20 protein-coding genes are annotated in these 20,716 nt (G+C 71.8%); 4 read left to right on the forward strand and 16 right to left on the reverse strand.

Going from position 1 to position 20,716, the window contains the following annotated elements:
- Window positions 1-49: 49 nt before the first annotated feature.
- The 5 genes from RWK90_RS12895 to RWK90_RS12915 all read right to left on the reverse strand — a co-directional run bounded on the left by RWK90_RS12895 (window position 50) and on the right by RWK90_RS12915 (window position 6,348).
- Window positions 50-436, reverse strand: a complete 387-nt coding sequence (locus RWK90_RS12895) for a sterol carrier family protein (protein ID WP_314038024.1) — start codon at window positions 434-436, stop codon at window positions 50-52.
- Complete coding sequence (locus RWK90_RS12900) at window positions 433-1,995, reverse strand: LssY C-terminal domain-containing protein (RefSeq protein WP_314038025.1); 1,563 nt, start codon at window positions 1,993-1,995, stop codon at window positions 433-435. The genes RWK90_RS12895 and RWK90_RS12900 overlap by 4 nt, the downstream gene beginning before the upstream one ends.
- 55 nt (window positions 1,996-2,050) lie before the next feature.
- A complete protein-coding gene (locus RWK90_RS12905; protein ID WP_314038026.1) occupies window positions 2,051-2,719 on the reverse strand; it encodes a DUF1275 family protein in 669 nt (222 codons plus the stop codon).
- Window positions 2,720-2,759: 40 nt separating this feature from the next.
- On the reverse strand, window positions 2,760-5,060 hold the full coding sequence (gene purL, locus RWK90_RS12910; RefSeq protein WP_314038027.1) for a phosphoribosylformylglycinamidine synthase subunit PurL: 2,301 nt from the start codon (window positions 5,058-5,060) through the stop codon (window positions 2,760-2,762).
- Between the two features lie 76 nt (window positions 5,061-5,136).
- Entirely contained in the window at window positions 5,137-6,348 is a 1,212-nt protein-coding gene (locus RWK90_RS12915; protein WP_314038028.1) for a saccharopine dehydrogenase NADP-binding domain-containing protein, read from the reverse strand.
- Between the two features lie 394 nt (window positions 6,349-6,742).
- Between RWK90_RS12915 and RWK90_RS12920 the strand changes: the two genes are divergently transcribed.
- Window positions 6,743-6,940, forward strand: coding sequence for a hypothetical protein (locus RWK90_RS12920; RefSeq protein WP_314038029.1), 198 nt, complete (start codon window positions 6,743-6,745; stop codon window positions 6,938-6,940).
- Between the two features lie 73 nt (window positions 6,941-7,013).
- Here RWK90_RS12920 and purQ read toward each other — a convergent pair whose 3' ends face one another.
- The 4 genes from purQ to RWK90_RS12940 all read right to left on the reverse strand — a co-directional run bounded on the left by purQ (window position 7,014) and on the right by RWK90_RS12940 (window position 9,330).
- Window positions 7,014-7,691, reverse strand: coding sequence for a phosphoribosylformylglycinamidine synthase subunit PurQ (purQ, locus tag RWK90_RS12925; RefSeq protein ID WP_314038030.1), 678 nt, complete (start codon window positions 7,689-7,691; stop codon window positions 7,014-7,016).
- Window positions 7,688-7,942 carry a phosphoribosylformylglycinamidine synthase subunit PurS gene (gene purS, locus RWK90_RS12930; RefSeq protein ID WP_314038031.1) on the reverse strand — a complete coding sequence of 85 codons (255 nt, stop codon included), beginning with the start codon at window positions 7,940-7,942 and terminating at the stop codon, window positions 7,688-7,690. Before purS ends, purQ begins: the two co-directional genes overlap by 4 nt.
- 98 nt (window positions 7,943-8,040) lie before the next feature.
- Window positions 8,041-8,745 (reverse strand): DUF2334 domain-containing protein, encoded by a 705-nt coding sequence (locus RWK90_RS12935; protein WP_314038032.1) that lies wholly within the window; start codon window positions 8,743-8,745, stop codon window positions 8,041-8,043.
- A gap of 87 nt (window positions 8,746-8,832) precedes the next feature.
- Window positions 8,833-9,330, reverse strand: coding sequence for a glutathione peroxidase (locus RWK90_RS12940; RefSeq protein ID WP_314038033.1), 498 nt, complete (start codon window positions 9,328-9,330; stop codon window positions 8,833-8,835).
- Between the two features lie 63 nt (window positions 9,331-9,393).
- Between RWK90_RS12940 and RWK90_RS12945 the strand changes: the two genes are divergently transcribed.
- Complete coding sequence (locus tag RWK90_RS12945) at window positions 9,394-9,672, forward strand: helix-turn-helix transcriptional regulator (RefSeq protein WP_314038034.1); 279 nt, start codon at window positions 9,394-9,396, stop codon at window positions 9,670-9,672.
- Window positions 9,669-10,202 carry a hypothetical protein gene (locus tag RWK90_RS12950; protein WP_314038035.1) on the forward strand — a complete coding sequence of 178 codons (534 nt, stop codon included), beginning with the start codon at window positions 9,669-9,671 and terminating at the stop codon, window positions 10,200-10,202. The genes RWK90_RS12945 and RWK90_RS12950 overlap by 4 nt, the downstream gene beginning before the upstream one ends.
- A 212-nt stretch (window positions 10,203-10,414) precedes the next feature.
- On the opposite strand, the gene RWK90_RS12955 is transcribed toward RWK90_RS12950, so the two are convergent.
- The 6 genes from RWK90_RS12955 to RWK90_RS12980 form a co-directional block, all read right to left on the reverse strand.
- Complete coding sequence (locus RWK90_RS12955; protein WP_396230338.1) at window positions 10,415-12,724, reverse strand: S9 family peptidase; 2,310 nt, start codon at window positions 12,722-12,724, stop codon at window positions 10,415-10,417.
- Window positions 12,721-13,614, reverse strand: a complete 894-nt coding sequence (locus RWK90_RS12960; RefSeq protein ID WP_314038036.1) for a phosphoribosylaminoimidazolesuccinocarboxamide synthase — start codon at window positions 13,612-13,614, stop codon at window positions 12,721-12,723. The genes RWK90_RS12955 and RWK90_RS12960 overlap by 4 nt, the downstream gene beginning before the upstream one ends.
- 70 nt (window positions 13,615-13,684) lie before the next feature.
- Entirely contained in the window at window positions 13,685-14,548 is an 864-nt protein-coding gene (locus RWK90_RS12965; protein WP_314038037.1) for a lysophospholipase, read from the reverse strand.
- 883 nt (window positions 14,549-15,431) lie between these two features.
- Window positions 15,432-16,889 carry an adenylosuccinate lyase gene (purB, locus tag RWK90_RS12970; protein ID WP_314038038.1) on the reverse strand — a complete coding sequence of 486 codons (1,458 nt, stop codon included), beginning with the start codon at window positions 16,887-16,889 and terminating at the stop codon, window positions 15,432-15,434.
- Between the two features lie 22 nt (window positions 16,890-16,911).
- Window positions 16,912-17,055: a hypothetical protein gene (locus RWK90_RS12975; RefSeq protein ID WP_314038039.1), complete on the reverse strand. Its 144-nt coding sequence runs from the start codon at window positions 17,053-17,055 to the stop codon at window positions 16,912-16,914.
- Between the two features lie 98 nt (window positions 17,056-17,153).
- Window positions 17,154-18,329 (reverse strand): aminotransferase class I/II-fold pyridoxal phosphate-dependent enzyme, encoded by a 1,176-nt coding sequence (locus tag RWK90_RS12980; RefSeq protein ID WP_314038040.1) that lies wholly within the window; start codon window positions 18,327-18,329, stop codon window positions 17,154-17,156.
- A 124-nt stretch (window positions 18,330-18,453) separates the two neighbouring features.
- On the opposite strand from RWK90_RS12980, the gene RWK90_RS12985 reads away from it, so the two are divergent.
- Entirely contained in the window at window positions 18,454-19,044 is a 591-nt protein-coding gene (locus RWK90_RS12985) for a GNAT family N-acetyltransferase (protein WP_314038041.1), read from the forward strand.
- A gap of 47 nt (window positions 19,045-19,091) precedes the next feature.
- On the opposite strand, the gene RWK90_RS12990 is transcribed toward RWK90_RS12985, so the two are convergent.
- Entirely contained in the window at window positions 19,092-20,708 is a 1,617-nt protein-coding gene (locus RWK90_RS12990; protein WP_396230343.1) for an SLC13 family permease, read from the reverse strand.
- Window positions 20,709-20,716: the final 8 nt, after the last annotated feature.

A 20,716-nucleotide genomic window follows, 5' to 3' on the forward strand; every position in this document is an offset into this window, starting at 1 on the left:
CCCGAGTCTACGGTCTCCGACCCCCGTGGCCCCAAGTCCGCGGGGGATATCACGTCCGCCGGACGACGGGCAGACCCGCCGCGACCGCCTCCGCCCGCGTACCGGAGGCCCGCACCCGCCCCTCGCTCAACGCGGTCTCCCACGTCACCCTTCCGGTCGCGAGCTCCAACCAGGTCCGCGGGTCCGTCTCCACGACGTTCGGCGGGCTCCCCCGCGTGTGCCGGGGCCCCTCCACGCACTGCGCCGCGGCGAACGGGGGCACCCTGACCTCCACCGAACGCCCCGGCAGTTCGGCCGCGAGGCTCTCCACGGTGCCGCGGACCGCCGCCGCCAACGCGGACCGGGCGGGTTTCGCATTCGTCTCGTCGTCGTCGAGCCACGGGGTCACCGCCTCCACGGCCGCACGCACCACGGCGGCGTCGGGGACCCGGCTCACGTCGGGGCCCCCGCCGTCACACCCGACGCCGGGACACCCGCGGGCAGAGCCCCACGGCGTGCGCGGCGCTCCTGGGCGGTACGCCGACTCCACGTGCGCGCGGGCTGGCTGGTGAGCAACAACAGGATGAGAACGTTCACGGCCAGGACAGGGTAGCCGCCGAGGAAGGTGTCCTGCTCGGCGTCGGTGCTCAGGCGCCCGTACTCGGTGGAGATCGTGCTCACCACGGTCATCGTCAACAGCCACACCCGCGGCCGCCCGTACCCCGCGTACGTGAGCAGGGCGAGCACCCCCATCGCCCCGTGGACGGCGCCGATGAACAGCGCCAGCACCCAGATCGTCGGCGCCACCTCGGCCTCGCTCAGACCGGCGAACTCCTCGAGATCAGCGCCTCCCACCACGTCGCGCAGCGCCAGGACGGTCAGCACCAGCACGGTCCCCGCGACCAGTGCGCACCCCGCCGTCAGCGCGGCGGGACGCGGCAGGTGCCCGGGATCGGGGGCCGCGTCATCGGCGGGGCGATCCGCGTCACCCGACGCGATACCGCCCTCGGCGGCGACGTCGTCGTACCCCCGCGCGGCGCGCACCACACCCGGCGGCAGATCGGCCGCTGACACCTCGGGAACGGGCACCGCCCGCAGGTCCACCACCGGCAGGTCCCCGTCGGTGCGGATCGCGTCACCGCCGCCGTTGCGGGAGTGGTAGCCGGTCGAGAAGTTCTCCAGCACCCGGACGTCCACCCCGGGGACGTGGTAGCGGATCGAATCGACGATGTAGTCCCGCTCGACATCGATGTCCGCATCGATCTTGTGCGTCACCTGGAGGGTGAACAGGGACAGCCCCACCGCCCGGTCATACGTCCCCGCCCCCAGCCACTGGACCCGGTGGCCGCCCGGCAGGAGCCACCCGTCCGGGCAGCGCCAGAACCGGACATGGTGCCGCCGCGACGCGTTGCCCTCCACCTCCTGCTGGTAGGCCAGGCACTGGCGACGGCCGAACAACCGCAACGGGCTCACCGGCGCCGACGGGTACGACCGACGCAGCACCGACGAGACCACGATGCCCCACGAGGACCGCACCGTGACGTCGTCGGCCAACACCCACCCACAGGCGGTCATCGCCTCGTGGATCTGCCGGGCCGTGCCGTCCACCGCGAGGTTCACCGGATCCCCCAGCAGGCCGTCGGACGTCCGGGTGCGCGCGATGAAGTACCCGGGCACATAGACGGACGTGATGAGGGTCTGCAGCCGCGGCAGGACGAGGTAGGCCACCAGCGCCCAGAACGGGATGAGCAGGAACAGGTGCCACCAGGTGTGGTGCCACACATCGTCGAGGAGCCGCCAGCCCAACCACGCCGCCGCGAGGGTCGCGGCCGCGAAGAACACGGTGTCGACGACCGTCCCGGGCAGCGGGGGGCGCACCGTGTCATCGCGGACCTTGGACGGCGGGCTGACGTAGACCGGCGGCCCGGCGGGCCCCGGACGACCGCCGGACGAGGGCGGCACCGGGCCACCGCTGCCGCCGCCGACGACCGACGACGTGCGCTCGCTGGTGGACATGGCTCGACGATAGCGCCCGGCCGGGCCCGAGCGGACCCCGATCGCGCCCCGACCGTCAGGGCGTGCGGTGATCCCGGGCTCGCAGCCGGACGGACACGATGACCGTCCCGATCACGACCGCCGCCGCCAGCGCCAGCGCGTCGGCCCCCAGCACGACATGCAGCAGGGCCCCCGCCACGCCGCCCAGCACGAGCGCCGACCACAGCGCCACCTGCTGGCGGTACGGCGCCCACGACCCGCCGGCCACCGCGTCGACCAGACGGTGCGCGGACTTGACCACCGCACCCGTCATGTAGGTCACGCCCAGCGAGACCTCGCCCCCGGTGTGGAACACCGAGTTCATCGCCCCCATCGCCATGGCCGCGACCGCGACGGACAGGGGAACCGCGAACACCGCGGCGGTGGTGGTCCGGTGGAGGACGAGCGCCGCGACCAACAACACGGCGACCAGGGACAATACGGCGGGCCGGTCGTCGAGGTTCCGGCGGCGGGTCACGACCGCGCCGCCGGCCGCCCCGGTGAAGAACGACACCAGCACGACGGCGGCCATCCCGGCGGCGCCGAGGTCACCGTCGGCGAGGGAGACGACCATGCGGGTGGAGTTACCGCTCATGAAGGACACGAAGTAGCCGCCCACCACGAGGAAACCGACCGCGTCGACGAACCCGGCGGTCGCGGCGAGCACCACCGCCAGCACACGTTCACGCCTCCGCAGATCGCGCATGTGCCCGGCTACCCCCGGCCCCGCCCTCTACGGCGGCCCGTCACACGGGGTCGACGCCGAACAGTGCCGGCAGCGTCCCCTCGTGGGCCTCGCGCAGCTCGTCGATCGTCAGGGTGAACTGGCCCTGGACCTCGAACGTCTCCGGCTCCGGATCGGTGACGCCGATGCGGGCGTGCGGGATGTTCTGGGCGGTGAGCATCTGCTGGAAGCGGATCTCCTCGCCACGCGGCACCGAGACGATGACCCGACCGGAGGACTCGGAGAACAGCCACACGAACGGGTCGGCGTCCTCGGGGAGCACGATGCGCATGCCGCACTCGCCCGCCAACGCCGCCTCGACCAGTGCCTGGGCGAGACCGCCCTCGGACAGGTCGTGCGCACCGGTGACGAGGCCGTCCTTGGAACAGGTCGCCATGATGCGGGCGAGCGTGGCCTCCCACTTCAGGTCCACGGTCGGGGGCGTGCCGCCGAGGTGGCCGTGGGCGACCTGGGCCCAGATCGAGCCGTCGAACTCGTCGCGCGTCTCCCCCAGCAGGTAGATGCTCTCGCCGGGGGTGTCGCCGAACGCGGTCGGCGTGCGGCGGGCGACGTCGTCGATCACGCCGAGCACGCCCACGACGGGGGTCGGGAGGATCGGCGTGGTGCCGGTCTGGTTGTAGAACGACACGTTGCCGCCGGTGACCGGGATCCCCAGTTCAGCACAACCGTCGGCCAGGCCGTGGACCGCCTCGCGGAACTGCCACATCACGCCCGGGTCCTCGGGCGAGCCGAAGTTGAGGCAGTTGGTCACCGCGACCGGGGTGGCGCCGGTGACGGCGACGTTGCGGTAGGCCTCCGCCAGCGCCAGCCGCGCTCCGGTGTAGGGGTCGAGCCGCGTGTAGCGGCCCGAGGCGTCGGTCGAGAGGGCGATCCCCCGGCCCGACTCCTCGTCGATCCGCAGGACGCCGCCGTCGGCGTGCTCGGCGAGGATCGTGTTGCCGCGGACGTAGCGGTCGTACTGCTCGGTGATGAACTTGCGCGAGCACAGCGCGGGGCTGGAGACCATGTCCAGCAGCGTCCGGCGCAGCTCGTCCCCGGTCGCCGGGCGGGCCAGACCGGCGGTGGTGTCGGCCTGCAGCGCATCCTGGTCCGCGGGGCGCTCGACGGGGCGCTCGTACACCGGGCCCTCGTCGGCCAGCGACTCCGGCGGGGCGTCCACGACGATCTCGCCGCGGAACTCGATGGTGAGCCGGTCACCGTCGGTGACCTCGCCGATGTCGGCGGCCAGCACGTCCCAGCGGCGGCACACCTCCATGAAGGCCTCGACGTTCTCCGGCGCCACGACCGCGCACATGCGCTCCTGCGACTCCGAGGACAGGATCTCCGCGGCGCTCATGCCCTCCGCGCGCAGCGGGACGTTGTCCAGCACGACGTGCATGCCGCCGTCGCCCGCCGCGGCCAGCTCGGAGGTCGCACACGCCAGGCCGGCGCCGCCGAGGTCCTGGATGCCCACGACGAGATTCTCGCGGTACAGCTCGAGGCAGCACTCGATGAGAACCTTCTCCATGAACGGGTCGCCCACCTGGACGCTGGGCAGCTTGCGCGGCTTGACCGGCGCGCCGTCCTCGCCCACGTCGAAGGTCTCCGAGGCCAGCACCGACACGCCGCCGATGCCGTCGAGGCCCGTGCGCGCGCCGAACAGGATGATGCGGTTGCCCGTGCCCGAGGCGAAGGCCAGGTGCAGGTCCTCCACGCGCATGACGCCCGCACACAACGCGTTGACCAGAGGGTTTCCGGCGTACGACTCGTCAAAGACGGTCTCGCCGCCGATGTTGGGCAGGCCGAGGCAGTTGCCGTAACCGCCCACGCCCGCGACGACGCCGGGCAGCACCCGGTGGGTGTCGTCGGCGTCGGCGGGACCGAAGCGGAGCTGGTCCATCACGGCCACGGGCCGCGCGCCCATCGCCATGATGTCGCGGACGATGCCGCCGACGCCGGTCGCGGCGCCCTGATACGGCTCGATGTACGAGGGGTGGTTGTGCGACTCCACCTTGAAGGTCACGGCCCAGCCGTCACCGATGTCGACGACCCCGGCGTTCTCGCCGATGCCGGCGAGCATGGTGGAGCGCATCTCCTCGGTGGTGGTCTCACCGAAGTAGCGCAGGTGCACCTTGGACGACTTGTAGGAGCAGTGTTCCGACCACATGACCGAGTACATGGCCAGCTCGGCGTCCGTGGGGCGTCGCCCCAGGATCTCGCGGATGCGGGCGTACTCGTCCTCCTTGAGTCCGAGTTCAGCCCACGGCTGGGCGAGCTCAGGGGTGGCGGAGGCGTGCGAGATGGAGTCCACGTGAGAGGTCACACGCCCGAGTCTAGTCGGCCCCCACCTGCAGGCGAATCCGCTCCCGCGTCGCCACCCCGCCCGACTCCGGACCCGACTACTTGGACAGCACCTCGAACGTGAGCCCGCCCCGCTGCACGCGCTCGAGAAGTGCGTCGCCCATCGCCTGCGCGGTGGTGAGCTGACCGGACAGTGCCGGCAGGTCGTCGAAAGCCAGACACAGGGCGGACTCGGCCAACATCATGGACGTCTCGGTGTACCCGGGGTCGCCACCCGAGACCCGCGTCACGACACGCCGGCCCCCGGCCAGCGCGACGAAGGTGACGTCGAACGACGAGCGCGCCCGACGGGACTCGCTCGGCCCGGCCCCGCGGTCGATCCTCTTGAGCAGCTGCGACCGGATGGGACCGACCTGTGCACCCGCCGCGATCGCACCGACCCCGACCATCCCGGCCACGGCCGTGACCGGCGAGCCGACCGAGGCGTAGTGCGAGTAGGTGAAGTCCGGGCCGTAGGCGTCCAGAGCGGCCGCCGAGCGCAGGACGATCTGCGGATCGATGGTCGGAAGCGGCACCAGCCACCGGCCCAGCACGCTGTCGTGGTGCGGTTTGCCCGTCACCGACTTGATCCGCCGCCCGGGCGCGCGCCCCTCCTTCTTGCGCCGCCGCGCCGCCGTCTTCGCCGCGTCCCGCAGGCGCGCGAACTGGCCGATCGCCGAGTGGTACGTGCCTCCCGAGAACCGGGCGTCCGCGTGGACCGCGCCGTACACGACCGCCGGCACCCCCTCGGGGACGAGCTTCATTGTGTAGAACACGCCGAGGTCGTGGGGGATGGAGTCGAAGCCGCACGCGTGGACGATCCGGGCGCCCGAGGCGACGGCCGCGTCGTGGTGCTCGAGGTACATGCGGTCGACGAACTCGGGCTCGCCGGTCAGGTCGACATAATCGGTGCCGACCTCCGCGCAGGCGGCGACGAGCGGCTCACCATATTCCAGGTAGGGCCCGACCGTCGTGATGACGACGCGGGCCGAGAGCGCCATCTCCACCAGCGACCGCGCGTCGTCGGTGTCCGCGACCACGACGCCCGGGGCGGGGACGTCCGGCATCTCGGATGCTAGTCGGGTGACGAGGGCGTCCAGCTTGGTCCGGTTGCGCCCGGCCACGGCCCACGAGCCGCCCTCGGGCAGGTTCCGCATGAGGTACTCGGCCACCAGTCCACCGGTGAACCCGGTCGCGCCGTAGAGGACGATGTCGTACGGGCGAGCGGCCTTGTCGGACGAGGACGCGGGCTGGGTGCTGGATTCGCTCATCCCACGGTTGTACCGCAAACGGGTCCTGCGTGACCGGACCCCGATATTGCCCGCGCGCCTGTCGAGGCACGCCGTCGAGCGCGGCGACTGCCCCGACCGGGCTGGCCCTGGCCGTATCCCTTCTCACGCACACCCGCAGCCCTTCCTTCCTGACTGCCGGAGTGGGGGAACGTGTTTCCCAGCGCATTCCCAGGTTAATGGTCGCTCGACCGCGGACCGACCCCCACCTGATCCGTCAACCAGCACCGATGAGAGTCAGTGATGTCGATCACTAGTTAAGCAAAACTTGAGTGCATTCCCGTCCCACGATGCACAATCGTCACGCACGCGCGACCATCCGGGTCGCCGGCACCCGCCCCACTCCCCCCGGGGCGCCTACATCAAGGAGTCCCCCATGGGTGACATCACCGGCTCGATCGCCAACACCACCATCCCGCTGAGCATCGAGACCTTCGGCAGCTTCGATGGCATCGGCTCGTCCGCCGTCGACACCATCCTCGGCTTCGTTCTGAACCTGCCGAATACGCTGCTGACCCTCGTCGCCGGAATCGGCGCCGACCTCGGCAGCACCCTGGGGAACCCGCAGGTCTGACCCACCCCGCAACACTGAAGGGCCCGCCGGGAGAGATCCCAGCGGGCCCTTCGCTATGGACTGAGTCCGGTGGCTAGACCTTCACGACCGCGTCGAGCGCGGACAGGAACAGGCCGAGGCCGTCGTCGGACGGGCCGGTCAGCGGATCGATCGCGTGCTCGGGGTGCGGCATGAGCCCCACGACGCGCCCGTTCTCCGAGCAGATGCCGGCGATGTGGTTGGTGGAGCCGTTGGGGGCGTCGCCGGCGAAGCGGAACACCACGCGGCCCTCGCCCTCGAGCTGCTCGACGGTCTCGGGGGTCGCCATGTAGCGGCCCTCACCGGACTTGAGCGGGATGAGGATCTCGGCGCCCTTCTCGAAACGGGAGGTCCAGGCGGTCTCGGTGTTCTCGACGCGCAGCCACTCGTCGCGGCAGATGAAGTGCATGTCGCGATTGCGGCCCATGGCGCCGGGCAGCAGACCGGCCTCGCACAGGATCTGGAAGCCGTTGCAGATGCCGAGGACGGGCATGCCGCCGCGGGCGGCGCCGATGACCTCGCCCATGACGGGGGCCATGGAGGCGATCGCGCCGCAGCGCAGGTAGTCACCGTAGGAGAAGCCGCCCGGGACGACGACGGCGTCGACGCCCTTGAGGTCGGCGTCGGCGTGCCAGAGGGAGACGGCCTCGGCGCCCGCGCGGGTGACGGCGCGGGAGGCGTCGACGTCGTCGAGGGTGCCGGGGAAGGTGATGACGCCGATCCGTGCGGTCACGACGCCACCTCGGCGGCGTCCACGCGGAGGACCTTCCAGTCCTCGATCACCGTGTTGGCGAGCAGGGACGAGGCGATCTCCTCGAGCTCGGCGTCGGTGACCGAGTCGGCGACCTCGAGCTCGAACCGCTTGCCCTGGCGGACGTCGGTGACGCCGTCGTGGCCGAGGCGGCCGAGGGCGCGGTGGATGGCCTGACCCTGCGGATCGAGGATCTCGGCCTTGGGCATGACTTCGACGACGACTCGGGCCACGTGGGAACTCCTCGCTGGGACGGCTTGGCGGGATCGACCCGGACCGGCCGGGGCGCACGGCGTCCATGCTACCCGGCCGCGGCCGGACGGCCGAACGCTCAGGCGACGCCCACCAGCGCGGCGGGCGACCATTCGTAGCGCACGGGGCGCGCGCCGTACTCGCCGGTCACCAGGTCGACGGCGTCGAGCAGCGCCGCGCGTGGGGTGGCGCGGGACAGCTGCTTGGCGGAGATGTTGAGCCGCACGAGGCCGTCGGCGGCGGCGGTGCGGCCGGCGGCGGCGACGAGCGCCCGGCACCACCAGGCGTCCGCGACGAATCCCTCCCCGATCGACAGGGCGCGACCGCGTTCGGAGGTTCCGCGGACCACGTCGTGAATGCCGGTGAGCGCGGCGCAGAGCCGGAAACCGGTGGCGGGGAGCGCCTTTAGGCATCCCGGGGAGGCGTTCCAGCGGGGCGGGGCGAAGACGCGGGTGCGCAGTCCCATGCCGTCCATGAGCCGGTCGGCCGCGGCGAGTCGCACCGTGGCCTCGGCGGGGCCGATGGAGGCGAACTCGGCGCGGCGGAGCCCGGTCGCCGCGTCGTCGTATCCGCCGAGGATGATCGCGTCGCCCTGCCGGCGGCGGTGGCGCAGCCAGTCCTGGGTGCCGTGGTCGGCGGCGAGCTCGTACTCCCGGCCCCGTCGCGGGGCGACGAGGAGGGAGACGGGCACGGACCTGCGCTCGAGCTCGCCGACCAGGTCGACGGCGTGGTCGAGGGTGTGATCGCGCAGACCCGAGACGGAGACGATGAGGCGCGGGGTCATGGCCGCATCGTGTCAGACCGGGGTGACACGGCGACGACGACGAGGTGTACGCCTCATGGCCGGGCCGGGTCCGGCCTGCTCACGCCGTCAGATCGGAAGTGTCTCCTCGAGCGCCTCCACCAGTTCGGGGGCCCCGGGCTCGACCTTGGGGCGGAAGCGGCCGACGACCTGCCCGTCCGGGGAGATCAGGAATTTCTCGAAGTTCCACTGCACATCGCCGGCCTCGCCCCGGGAATCCGCGGCCTTGGTGAGCTCGGCGTAGAGCGGGTGACGGTCGGGGCCGTTGACGTCGACCTTGGCCGCGAGCGGGAAGGTGATGCCGTACTTGCCGGACGTGAACTCCTTGATGGTGTCCTCGTCGCCGGGCTCCTGGCCCATGAACTGGTTGCACGGGAAGCCGATCACGAACAGGCCGCGGTCGCGGTAGTCGTCGGCGAGCTCCTGCAGACCCTCGTACTGCGGGGTCAGGCCGCACTCACTGGCGACGTTGACCACGAGGACGGCGTGGCCCGCGTAGTCGGCCATGCTGGCGGACTCGCCGTCGATGGTGGTGAACGAGATGTCGTGGACGCTGCCGTTGCTCATGTGATCCAGCCTACTCGGAACGCGCCATTGACAAACCGTTGTGTTTTCACAACACTTAGCTGCATGAGTCCAGTGCGCCGGGGAGAAAAGCTCCCGATCTTCAATCGGATCGCCGTGTTGCGCGCCGAGCACCGCCTGAGTCGGGCGGCGCTGGCGGAGCGGATCGCGGTGAACCCCCAGACGGTGGGGGCGCTCGAGCGCGGGGACCACTACCCCAGCCTGGATCTCGCCTTCCGGATCTGCGCGGTGTTCGACCTGCCCGTCGAGGCCGTGTTCTCCCGCGAGGAGTTCCAGCCCATGTCCGCCGAGATGTACCGCCGCCCGCGAGAGGACCGATCATGACCACCACCGACCCCGGCGCCGCGACCCTGTCACCGGCCGAACTCCGGTACGAGAAGCAACTCGCCCGACTGGAGGGCAGCCTGCGCTCGTGGCGCACCCCGGCCCGTCGCCGCCTTCTCGTCCGCCTCAACTGGGCGTGCATCGCCGTGATGTCGGCCATCGCGGTGACCAGCTACTTCTGGCTGCCGATCGCCATCGCGTGGATCCCCATGACCGTGGCGATCTGCGCCGCGTGGTCGATGCTGCGGACGGTGATCGACATGAAGGACGCCGCCCCGGCCCGCTACCTCGACGAGTACGAGACGATGACGCTCCTGCGCGCCCGGTCGACGGCGCTCAAGGCCCTCGTGGCGATCCTCATGGCGCTCGGCATGCTGCTCGTGTGGGCGTCGAGCCTGGAGTTCGGCGACGGTCACCGCCTCGCCTACGCGCTGGGGGGCCTCGCGATCCTCGGGGTCTTCGTCGGCGGGGTCATCCCCGCGGCCGCGATGGCCCGCACGATGGACCCGGCCGATCCCGACGACCGCTGACGACTGCTGGACGACGCGGCACCCCGCCGACGACCCCGCCCTGCACCCGGGCGCCCCGCCACCCCGCCCTGCACCCGGGCTCCCCGGCACCCCGGCCTCGAGCGCCCCACGACCCACGAAATCCGCTACTCCCGCCCGACATCCGCTACCCGTGTGGGAGTAGCGGAAGCGGAGCGGGAGTAGCGGAGCTCGTCGCTGGTCCAGTCGGTGGGCTAGTTGGCGGGCTGGTCGGCGGGCTGGTCGGCGCCGGCGGTACGGACCGTCCACGCGTATTCGAACGCCGTCTGCCGCCACCGCTCGTACCGACCCGACACGCCGCCGTGCCCGGCGCTCATCTCGCAGCGCAGCAGGACCGGCCGGTCAGCGGAGTTGGCCGACGGCGACACCGCACGCAGCCTGGCCACCCACTTGGCCGGCTCCACGTACAGCACCCGGGTGTCGTTGAGCGAGGTCACCGCGAGGATCGCCGGGTAGTCCTTTGCCTCGACGTTCTCGTACGGCGCGTAGGAGGCCATGTAGTCGTAGACCTCCTCCGAGTGCAGCGGGTCGCCCCACTCGTCCCACTCGATCACCGTGAGCGGCAGCTCCGGCATGAGGATCGACGTCAGCGGGTCGACGAACGGCACCACCGCCTGGATCCCGGCGAACAACTCGGGGGCCAGGTTGGCGACGGCACCCATCAGGAGGCCGCCCGCGCTGCCGCCCTCGGCCACCAGACGGTCCGGCGCGGTGAGCCCGGAGTCGACGAGGTGACGGGCGCAGTCGACGAAGTCGGTGAAGGTGTTGCGCTTCGCCAACATCTTGCCGTCCTCGTACCAGAGGCGGCCCATCTCGCCGCCGCCGCGCACGTGCGCCACGGCGAACGCCATCCCGCGGTCAAGCAGGGACAGCCTCGCCACGGAGAACGCCGGGTCGATGCTGGTCTCGTACGAGCCGTACCCGTAGATCAGTGTGGGGACCTGCTCCCCGGCGTCCACGCGTGCGGCGGTCTCGACCGACATGACCAGCGAGATCGGCACCTGCGTCCCGTCACCGGCGGTCGCCCAGTCGCGCCGCTGGACGTAGCCGCTCGGGTCGTACCCGCCGAGCACCTCCTGCTCGCGCAGCAGCGTGCGCTCGCCCGTGGTCAGGTCGAGCGAGTAGACGCGGCCCGGGGTGACGAACGAGCCGAAGCCGAACCGCAGGACCGGCGTCGCCCACTCGGGGTTCGAACCCGGACCGGAGGTGAACAGTTCCTCGTCGAACCTGACGGGCTCGAACCGGGAGTACTGCGCGGTGCCAGCCGTGGACTCCGGGTCGAGCGGCATGAGCGCGAAACGCGGTAGTGCCCCCTCCCGGTAACCCAGCACCAGCACCCGGGCGAAGGCGTCCACGCCCTCCACCCGGACGTCGTCCCGGTGCGGGACGAGCGTGCGCAGGTCACGCAGGGCTCCCTCGATCGGCGCGGCCGGGGCCTCGGCCACCACGTAGTTGGGCGCCCCGTCGTTGTGCGTGACGAGGAACCGGTCCTCGCCGCCGATCACCGCGTGCTCGACGTCGTACTCGACGCCCTCCTCGCGCGGCCGGACACACCAGAACTCGCCCGCGGGATCGCTCGAGTCCAGGCACCACACCTCGGTGGTGATCTTGGACCCCGCCGCTATCTGCAGGTACTTCTCGCTGCGTGTCTCGCCCACCCCGATCCAGTAGGACTCGTCGGGCTCGTGGAACACCTTGTCGTCGTCGTCCCTCGTCGTCCCCAGGCGGTGACGCCAGACGGTGTCCGGTCGCCACGCGTCATCGACCGTCACGTAGAAGACGTACCGGCCGTCACGCGACCACGTCACCCCCGCCGCGATCCCGGAGATCTCCTCGTCCGGCGCGGTGACCTCAGGGTCCAGCGAGCGGAAGCGCAGCGTGTAGCGCTCGTCTCCCTCGGTGTCCGTGGCCCACGCGAGCATCGTGCCGTCGTGGCTGACCGAGAACGCACCCAGTGCGAAGTAGTCGTGGCCCTCCGCCTCGGCGTTGCCGTCCATGAGCAACTGCTCGCCGGGCAGCTCCTCGTCCGGGGAGACCTCCGGCGGCGCCCACCCGGCCGGGTCCGCCGGGTCGTCCACGTACTGCTGCGGCACCGGCACCCGGCAGTGCTTCGCGTAGGATCGGCCCTCCTCCGTCCGCGAGAAGTACCACCAGCGCCCGGAACGAACGGGGACCGACATGTCGGTCTCCTTCACGCGGGAGCGGATCTCCTCGTAGACCGCGTCCTCCAGCGGCTTGAGGTCCGCCGTCATGGCATCGGTGTAGGCGTTCTCGGCCTCGAGGTACTCGCGGGTCGCCGGGGCGTCCTTGTCGCGCAGCCACTCGTAGTCGTCGACGAAGACGCGGCCGTGGTGTTCGCGGCGGTGCGGGCGGCGCTCGGCCACTGGCGGCGCGGGCGTGGTCGCCGGAGCCGCGGGCGGGGTCGAGTCGGTCGCGGGCGAGTCGGTCGCGGGCGAGGTCGAGTCGGCCGCCGAGTTCTGCGAGCCGGCGTCGAAGGCGCTCACGCGTCGTCACCGCCGATCCAGTCGGCGAACGACAGTCCCGAGATCCGCTCGTACGCCTCGATGTACCGCTCGCGCGTGGCGGCCACCACCTCATCGGGGAGCACCGGCGGCGGCGTGTCGGCGTCCTTGTTCCAGCCCGCCTCCGGCCCGGTCAGCCAGTTGCGCACGAACTGCTTGTCGAAACTCGGCTGCACGCGGCCCGGCGAGTACTCGTCGGCGGGCCAGTACCGGGAGGAGTCCGGGGTGAGGACCTCGTCGGCGAGGATGAGCTCCCCGTCGACCAGTCCGAACTCGAACTTGGTGTCCGCGAGCAGCACCCCGCGCTCCGCGGCGATCTCCGCGGCCCGCGAGTAGATGTCCAGGGTCGTCGTCCGCAGCCGCTCGGCCAGCTCCGCGCCTACGATCCGGGACAGTTGATCGAACGAGATGTTCTCGTCGTGGTCCCCCACCGCCGCCTTGGTGGCCGGGGTGAAGATCGGCTCGGGCAACTTGCTGGCCTCTACCAGACCGTCGGGCAGCTCGATACCGCACACCGTGCCCGACTCACGGTACTCGGTGATCCCGGAGCCGGTGAGGTATCCGCGGGCCACGCATTCCGCCTGAACCATGTCCAGGCGCCGCACCACCATCGCGCGGCCCAGCACCTCGGCCGGGATCCGCTCGTCGTCCAGCGGACCCGCGAGATGGTTGGGGACGTCGAGGGCGTCGAAGAAGAACGCGCTCATCGCTGTGAGCACCCGGCCCTTGTCGGGGATGGGCGTCCCGAGCACGTGGTCGTACGCCGAGATCCTGTCGGTGGCCACCATGAGCAGCGTCTCGTCGTCGATCTCGTACAGCTCGCGGACCTTCCCGGAGACGAGGTGGCGATAGGAGGAGAGATCGGGTCGCATGACGGCCAGCGTAGCCGGACCGTGGGGGCCGGCGAGGCGGTGCACCCGGCCGGCGACGAACCGCGGGCGCTCAGCCCAGGCGGGCGTCGAGCCACTCCCCCAGGGCCTCGTACGCCTCGTCCGCGCACAGGTCGTTGAACAGTTCGTGGTAGCCGCCCTCGAACTCCCGATAGGTGATCTCCGGCCGCGGATCATGGGCCGTACCGGCGATCTGCGCGAAGCGACGTGACCCCGTGGGCGAGGTGATGGAGTCGGCGGACCCGTTGAGCACCAGGGTCGGCAACCGTAGAGCAGGTGAGCGCTCGATCAGGTCGAGCCCACCCGCGAGCAACGTGCCCGCCGACAGTGCCGGGACCCCGCCGTGGTGCACGAGCGGATCGGACGTGTAGTCCTGCACGTACACGGGATCGCGGGAGATCTGACCCGGGTCGAGCTTCTCCACGGGCAGGAACGGCAGCAGCCGCGCGACGACCGGCGCGAGCTTCCGCAGCGGCGCCGGGGTGCTCTCACCCACCACCAGACCGGGCGACGACAGGACGAGCCCCTTGAGGTCCCACGGCCGACGCAGGGCGGACTCGCCCGCGATCAGCCCGCCCATCGAATGCCCCATCAGCAGCCGCGGCAGGGACTCGGCGCCGGCCCCCTCGGCCGACCGCGCCCACTCGACCACCGCGTCGCGGACCGCCAAATTGTCGCGGATGTGCGTCTCCATCGCGACCCGCGCGCGGGGGCCCGGGGCGGTGCCGTGGCCCCGCAGGTCATACGAGGCCACGCTCACGCCGCGATCGGTGAGGAACCCGATGGTGCGCCCGTAGCGGCCGGAGTGCTCGCCGAACCCGTGGACCAGCACGAGCAGCGCCCGCGGATCGTCGGCATGGTGCAGCCGCACCTGCAGTCCGGAGGTGCCGGGGACGGGGATCACGGTCTCGCGCATGACGGTCAGACTAGTGCCCGTCCGCTCCGATCCGAGGCCGATCGGGTGGCGGCCCTCAGGTGACGAACTGCCGCGTGGCAGCCTGCCCGAGAGCGGCTGCGGCCGAAGCGAGCAGGAGCGAGAGCGAGACGCCATGCCGAGGAGCGGCTGCGTAGCCGGCGCGCGCAGGAGCGAGAGCGAGACGCCATGCCGAGGAGCGGCTGCCCGGCGGCCACCACTCCCGCCCGTCGCGATGGCGTCTCGCGCGCACCGCGGGGCGGGCGAGACGCCATGCCGAGGAGCGGCTGCGATCGGAGCGCGCAGGGGCGGAAGCGAGACGCCATCCCCGGGAGCCGCTGCACGGCGGCCACTGCTCCCGCCCGCCCCGATGGCGTCTCGCGCGCACCGCGGGGCGGGCGAGACGCCATGCCGAGGAGCGGCTGCGATCGGAGCGAGCAGGGGCGGAAGCGAGACGCCATCCCCGGGAGCAGCTGCACGGCGGCCACTGCTCCCGCCCGCCACGATGGCGTCTCGCGCGCACCGCGGGGCAGGCGAGCCGCCATGCCGAGGAGCGGCTGCGATCGGAGCGTGCAGGGGCGGAAGCGAGACGCCATCCCCGGGAGCCGCTGCACGGCGGCCACTGCTCCCGCCCGCCCCGATGGCGTCTCGCGCGCACCGGGGGGCAGGCGAGACGCCATGCCGAGGAGCGGCTGCGATCGCAGCGAGCAGCGGCAAGAGCGAGACGCCATCCCCGGGAGCGGCTGCGTTGTCGCCGGGAGCAGGGGCGACCGCGACCCCCCGGGCCGCCACCCCGGGGAGCGGCTGGGCAGCGGCAAGCGGGAGCGGCTGCGCAGCCGGCGGGCGCGAGCGGCGGGCGGGAGAGAGGCCGCCCGCCAGCGCCGGATCAGAGAATCGAGCCCGGCGCGTAGCCCGCGGCCTCCGGGTGACGGGCCACCAGTGCCTCGACGCGGGCGGCCACGGCGTCGACCTGGTCTCCGGCCGCGCCGACGAACGCCGCACGATCGGCCAGCGCCTCCTCCAGCGCGGGACGGTCCAGAGGCAGCCGGTCGTCGGCGGCGAGCCGGTCGATGAGATCGGGCTCGCGGCCCTCTTCGCGCATCGCCAGGGCCACGGCCACGGCGTTCTCCTTGATCGCCTCGTGGGCGAGCTCGCGGCCGACGCCCGCGCGCACCGCGGCCATGAGCACCTTCGTGGTGGCCAGGAACGGCAGGTAGCGCTGCAGCTCCTTGTCGATCACCGCGGGGTAGGCGCCGAACTCGTCGAGAACGGTGAGGAAGGTCTCGAACATGCCGTCCAGGGCGAAGAAGGCGTCCGGGAGCGCGACGCGGCGCACGACGGAGCAGAACACGTCGCCCTCGTTCCACTGCGCGCCCGCGAGCTCGGCGGCCATGGACCCGTAACCGCGCAGGACCACCTGCAACCCGTTGACGCGCTCGCAGGAGCGGGTGTTCATCTTGTGCGGCATGGCCGACGAGCCGACCTGCCCGGGCTGGAACCCCTCGGTGACGAGCTCGTGACCGGCCATGAGCCGGATGGTCTGGGCCAGGGACGACGGTCCCGCGCCGAGCTGCACCAGTGCGGAGACGACCTCGTGGTCCAGCGACCGCGGGTAGACCTGGCCCACCGAGTCGAACGTGCGGGAGAAGCCGAGGTGCGCGGCGATCCGCCCCTCGAGCTCGGCCATCTTCGCGGCGTCGCCGCCGAGGAGGTCGAGCATGTCCTGGGCGGTGCCCATCGGCCCCTTGATGCCGCGCAGCGGGTAACGCTCGAGCAGCGACTCGACCCGCTCGAGGGCGACGAGAAGCTCGTCGGCTGCGGAGGCGAAGCGCTTGCCCAGCGTGGTGGCCTGGGCGGCGACGTTGTGACTGCGCCCGGCCATCACGGTGTCGCGGTGGGCGACGGCGTGCTCGGCGAGGCGACGGACCGCGGCCACGCCCCGGTCGCGGATCAGCTCGAGCGACCGCACGATCTGCAGTTGCTCGACGTTCTCGGTGAGGTCCCGGCTCGTCATGCCCTTGTGGATGTGCTCGTGACCGGCGAGGTCGTTGAACTCCTCGATCCGGGCCTTGACGTCGTGCCGGGTGACGCGCTCGCGCTCGGCGATCGAGGTGAGGTCCACGCGGTCGATCACCGCCTCGTAGGCCTCGATCACCCCGTCCGGCACGTCGATCCCCAGGTCGCGCTGGGCGCGCAGGACCGCGATCCACAGCTGGCGCTCGAGCACGATCTTGTGCTCGGCGGACCACAGCGTGGCCAGGTCCGCGCTCGCGTAGCGCGAGGCGAGGACGTTGGAGATCCGGGGCTTGGCGGCCTGGGCGGGCGAGGCGTTCTGGGCGGTCACGCCCCCCAGTATCGCAGCCCGATCAGGAGATCATCGAGCCGCCGGTGGACCCGTTGAAGATCTCGCGGGCGTTGAGGTACACCTGCTCGACGGTCAGCGGCGCCTGCAGCAGCAGCCACGGCCGGGTGATGTAGACGCTGGCGGTGATGATCTCGGCGGAACCCATGGGCTGACGGTAACCGCCCGCGAGCGCCCTCGGGGCCACCACGTCCGGGGGCGCTGGCCGAGCGCTCCCGCCCGGACGAGCACTACCGATGTCGGGCCCTACGGCGCCAGTTCCGCCTCGAGCCGGTCCATCGCCTCGGCGATCTCGTCGGTCGCCCCGGCAAAGCTGAGCCGGACGGTGTGGCGGCCGTCGACTGTGTCGAAGTCCACGCCCGGCGTCAGGGCGACGCCGGTGCGGTCGAGGATCTCCGCGCACCACGCGACCGAGTCGTCGGTCCACCGGGAGACGTCGAAGTAGGCGTAGAACGCGCCGTCGGGAGGGGCGATCTCGGCCACCCCGAGCTCGCCCAGGCGCCGCAGCACGAGGTCGCGGTTCCGGGCGTAGCGCTGCACGTGCAGGTCGAGTTCCGCGGTGGCCTCCTCGGTGAAGGCGGCGACGGCCGCGAACTGCGCGTCGGCGGGCGGGCAGATCGTCAGGTTGCCGATGAGCCGGTCGACGGGGTCCCGCAGGTACTCCGGCAGCAGCATCCATCCGATCCGCCAGCCGGTCATGGAGAAGTACTTGGAGACCGACCCCATGACCACGGCGTCGCGGCTGGTCCGCCACGCGCTCGCGCACTCGCGGCCGTAGGTGACGCCGTGGTAGATCTCGTCACTGATCAACAGGGTGCCGTTGGCCTCGCACCACCGGGCGAGCGCGGCGAGTTCGTCGGCGTCGATGATCGTGCCGGTGGGGTTGGCGGGACTGGCGACGATGAGCCCGGCGGGGGCGTGGCCGAGCTCGGTGGCGACCGCCTCGAGCTGCGCGACCGTGGGTTGGTACCGGGTGTCCGCGCCGCAGGCGACCTCGTGGACGCGGCAGCCCAGGGCCGCGAGCGTGTTGCGGTACGCGGGGTACCCGGGGCGGGCCATGACCACGGTGTCGCCGGGATCGAAGGCGGCGAGGAAGAGCGCGGTGAAGCCTCCGGAGGACCCGGTGGTGACGACGACGTCGTCGACGGTCACGTCCACACCGTCCCGCCTCCGGTGATACCCCGCGATGGCCTCGCGCAGCGGCCGGATGCCGAGAGCCTCGGTGTAGCCGAGGATCTCGGTGTCGAGGGCGTGACGGGCCGCCGCGAGCACCGGGCCGGGCGCGGGCGTCGAGGGCTGCCCGGCGCACAGGGAGATCACGTCACCGTGGGTCTCCTGACGGCGGGCCGCGGCGGCGAGCACGCTCATCACGTGGAACGGTTCGACGGCCGAGCGGCGGGAGGGTTCGCGTGCGACGGACATACCCCTGACGCTAGCGCCCGGGGCGGCGGTGTCCACGACGGGCCGCTCGGTCGGGTGCGACCGCCGCGACGGCGGACTACCGTCGGAGTCGTCCCGGCTCGATCGCACTCGAGGACGGCCCGTCATGAACGTCTCCACCGACGACGTCGTGGTGCGCCCGGCCACGCGGTTCGACGACGTGGCGCTCCTGCTGGGCCCCAAAAAGAACCCCGACGCCTCGGTGTGCTGGTGCCTCAGCCACCGGCTGGACTCCGCGACCAACCGCTCACTGGTCGGCCGCGCCCGGGGCGACCGGGTCCGCGAGCTGTGCGCGCGCGACGTCGCCCCGGGGGTGCTCGCCTACCTGGGGGCCGAGCCCGTGGGCTGGGCCGCCGTCGCCCCGCGCCGCGAGCTTCCCGTCGCGCGGTCCCGGAAGATCCCGACCGTGGACCGGCGCCCCGTGTGGTCGCTCTTCTGCCTCCGCGTCCGACCGGGGTACCGGGGCCGCGGGATCGCCCACGCGCTCGTCGAGGGCGCGGTCGACCACGCCCGCGAGCACGGGGCCCCCGCCGTCGAGGCCGTGCCCGTGGACAACGGCGGCCGGAAGGTGGACCTCACCATGGCCTTCGTCGGGTTCCGTTCCCTGTTCGAGGCCGCCGGGTTCGCCAAGGTCGCGGACACGTCGTCGGTGACGGCGGGCCTGCCCCGGATCGTGATGAGGCGGGAACTCGGGTGAGGTGGGAGCTCGGGTGAGACCGGGGCCGCCCGCGCGGCGACCGCCCGTCAGACGGCCAGCCCGAACACCCACACCAACAGCGTCATGGTGACCAGTGTGATGAGCAGGATCCCGATGAGGTTGAGCCAGAGGCCACCCCGGATCATCTGCCCGATCGTCACGTAGCCGGAGCCGTAGGCGATCGCGTTGGGAGGCGTCGCCACGGGGAGCATGAACGCGCACGTCGCGGCCAGCGCCACCGGCACCGCGAGCAACATCGGATCGACACCGAGCCCCAGGGCGACCCCGCCGGCCACCGGCAGGAACGTCGCGGCGGTGGCGGTGTTGCTCGTCAACTCGGTGAGGAAGATGATCCCCGTGGCGGCCACCACCACCAGCAGGATGACCGGCAGGGCACCCAGAGCACCGGCCTGCTCGCCGATCCAGTCGGTGAGCCCCGAGCCGGAGAACTGCGAGGACAGCGCCAGTCCGCCGCCGAACAGTAGGAGCACACCCCAGGGCAGTGCCAGCGCGGCGTCCCAGGTGAGCAGCCGCACCCCCCGCCGGGACCCGGCGGGCAGCAGGAACAGCAGCAGCCCGGCCGCGAGCGCGATGCCCGCGTCCGAGATCGGTGGCTCCTCGAACACCAGGGGGACGGCCACCCAGGACACCGCCGCCGCCACGAAGACGACCAGGACGCGCTTCTCGCCCGACGACGTGGGGCCGAGTCGGCGCAGCTCGCCGTCGAACAGTTTCCGCCCACCGGGGATCCGCTCGATCTCCGGCTTGAACAGGACCTTCGTGAGCAGGAGCCAGGTGATCACCAGCATGACCACCGCGAGCGGCAGCCCGACGAGCATCCACTGCCCGAAGCCCAGCTGGATGTCGTGTTCCGCGCTCAGGTACCCGGCGAGCAGCGTGTTGGGCGGGGTCCCGATGATCGTCGCCAGCGACCCGACCGACGCCGCGTACGCGATACCGAGCATGAGGGCCGTGCCGAAGTTGGACCGGATCACGGCCTCCTTGACCGCATCCGAGTTCGGATCCGCCCTCGGGTCCATCTCCGGCATCGCGGTCTTCCCGTCGCCGTCGTCGTTGCCGCCGCCCCCGAGTTCGGAGGCCAACATCAGGACGGACACGCCGATCGGCAGCATCATCACGGCCGTCGCGGTGTTGGACACCCACATGCTCAGGAACCCCGTCGCGATCATGAACCCGCCGATCACGCTCGTGGACCGGGTCCCCATCGCGCGCACGGTGAGCAACGCGATCCGCCGGTGCAGGTTCCAGCGCTGCATGGCGATCGCGATGAGGAAGCCGCCCATGAACAAGAAGATGATGTTGTTGCCGTACTGGGCGCCCACATCGTCGACGGAGATGTCGTCGCCGAGCACCGGGAACGCGATGAGCGGGACCAGCGCGGTGGCGGGGATGGGGATGCACTCGGTCATCCACCAGATGCCCAACAGCACGGCCACCGCCGCGGTCAGCCGGGCGTTGTGCTCGAGATCGCCGGGCATGACCAGATAGACCAGGGCGGCGACCGCCAGCCCCGCGATCGTGCCCACGACGCTCCGGATGAACTCTCCGCGCGGCACGGCCTCGTCGAGCTCACCCGGCGACTTCTGGTCCACCTCGACCCCGCGGTGCGGGTCGGGCTCCAGCCCGCGCAGGTGCGGCGCCATGACGATCC

The sequence above is a fragment of the Dietzia sp. CH92 genome (genome assembly GCF_032248695.1).
Taxonomy (GTDB): domain Bacteria; phylum Actinomycetota; class Actinomycetes; order Mycobacteriales; family Mycobacteriaceae; genus Dietzia.

Coding starts and splice junctions, on each gene's coding strand:
- RWK90_RS12960 (WP_314038036.1), bottom strand. CDS start 13,614: ATGCGACCCGATCTCTCCTCCTATCGCCACCTCGTCTCCGGGAAGGTC.
- RWK90_RS12965 (WP_314038037.1), bottom strand. CDS start 14,548: ATGCGCGAGACCGTGATCCCCGTCCCCGGCACCTCCGGACTGCAGGTG.
- RWK90_RS12980 (WP_314038040.1), bottom strand. CDS start 18,329: ATGTCCGTCGCACGCGAACCCTCCCGCCGCTCGGCCGTCGAACCGTTC.
- RWK90_RS12990 (WP_396230343.1), bottom strand. CDS start 20,708: ATGGCGCCGCACCTGCGCGGGCTGGAGCCCGACCCGCACCGCGGGGTC.
- RWK90_RS12975 (WP_314038039.1), bottom strand. CDS start 17,055: ATGGGTTCCGCCGAGATCATCACCGCCAGCGTCTACATCACCCGGCCG.
- RWK90_RS12945 (WP_314038034.1), top strand. CDS start 9,394: ATGAGTCCAGTGCGCCGGGGAGAAAAGCTCCCGATCTTCAATCGGATC.
- RWK90_RS12905 (WP_314038026.1), bottom strand. CDS start 2,719: ATGCGCGATCTGCGGAGGCGTGAACGTGTGCTGGCGGTGGTGCTCGCC.
- RWK90_RS12920 (WP_314038029.1), top strand. CDS start 6,743: ATGGGTGACATCACCGGCTCGATCGCCAACACCACCATCCCGCTGAGC.
- RWK90_RS12950 (WP_314038035.1), top strand. CDS start 9,669: ATGACCACCACCGACCCCGGCGCCGCGACCCTGTCACCGGCCGAACTC.
- RWK90_RS12985 (WP_314038041.1), top strand. CDS start 18,454: ATGAACGTCTCCACCGACGACGTCGTGGTGCGCCCGGCCACGCGGTTC.
- RWK90_RS12935 (WP_314038032.1), bottom strand. CDS start 8,745: ATGACCCCGCGCCTCATCGTCTCCGTCTCGGGTCTGCGCGATCACACC.
- RWK90_RS12900 (WP_314038025.1), bottom strand. CDS start 1,995: ATGTCCACCAGCGAGCGCACGTCGTCGGTCGTCGGCGGCGGCAGCGGT.
- RWK90_RS12940 (WP_314038033.1), bottom strand. CDS start 9,330: ATGAGCAACGGCAGCGTCCACGACATCTCGTTCACCACCATCGACGGC.
- RWK90_RS12915 (WP_314038028.1), bottom strand. CDS start 6,348: ATGAGCGAATCCAGCACCCAGCCCGCGTCCTCGTCCGACAAGGCCGCT.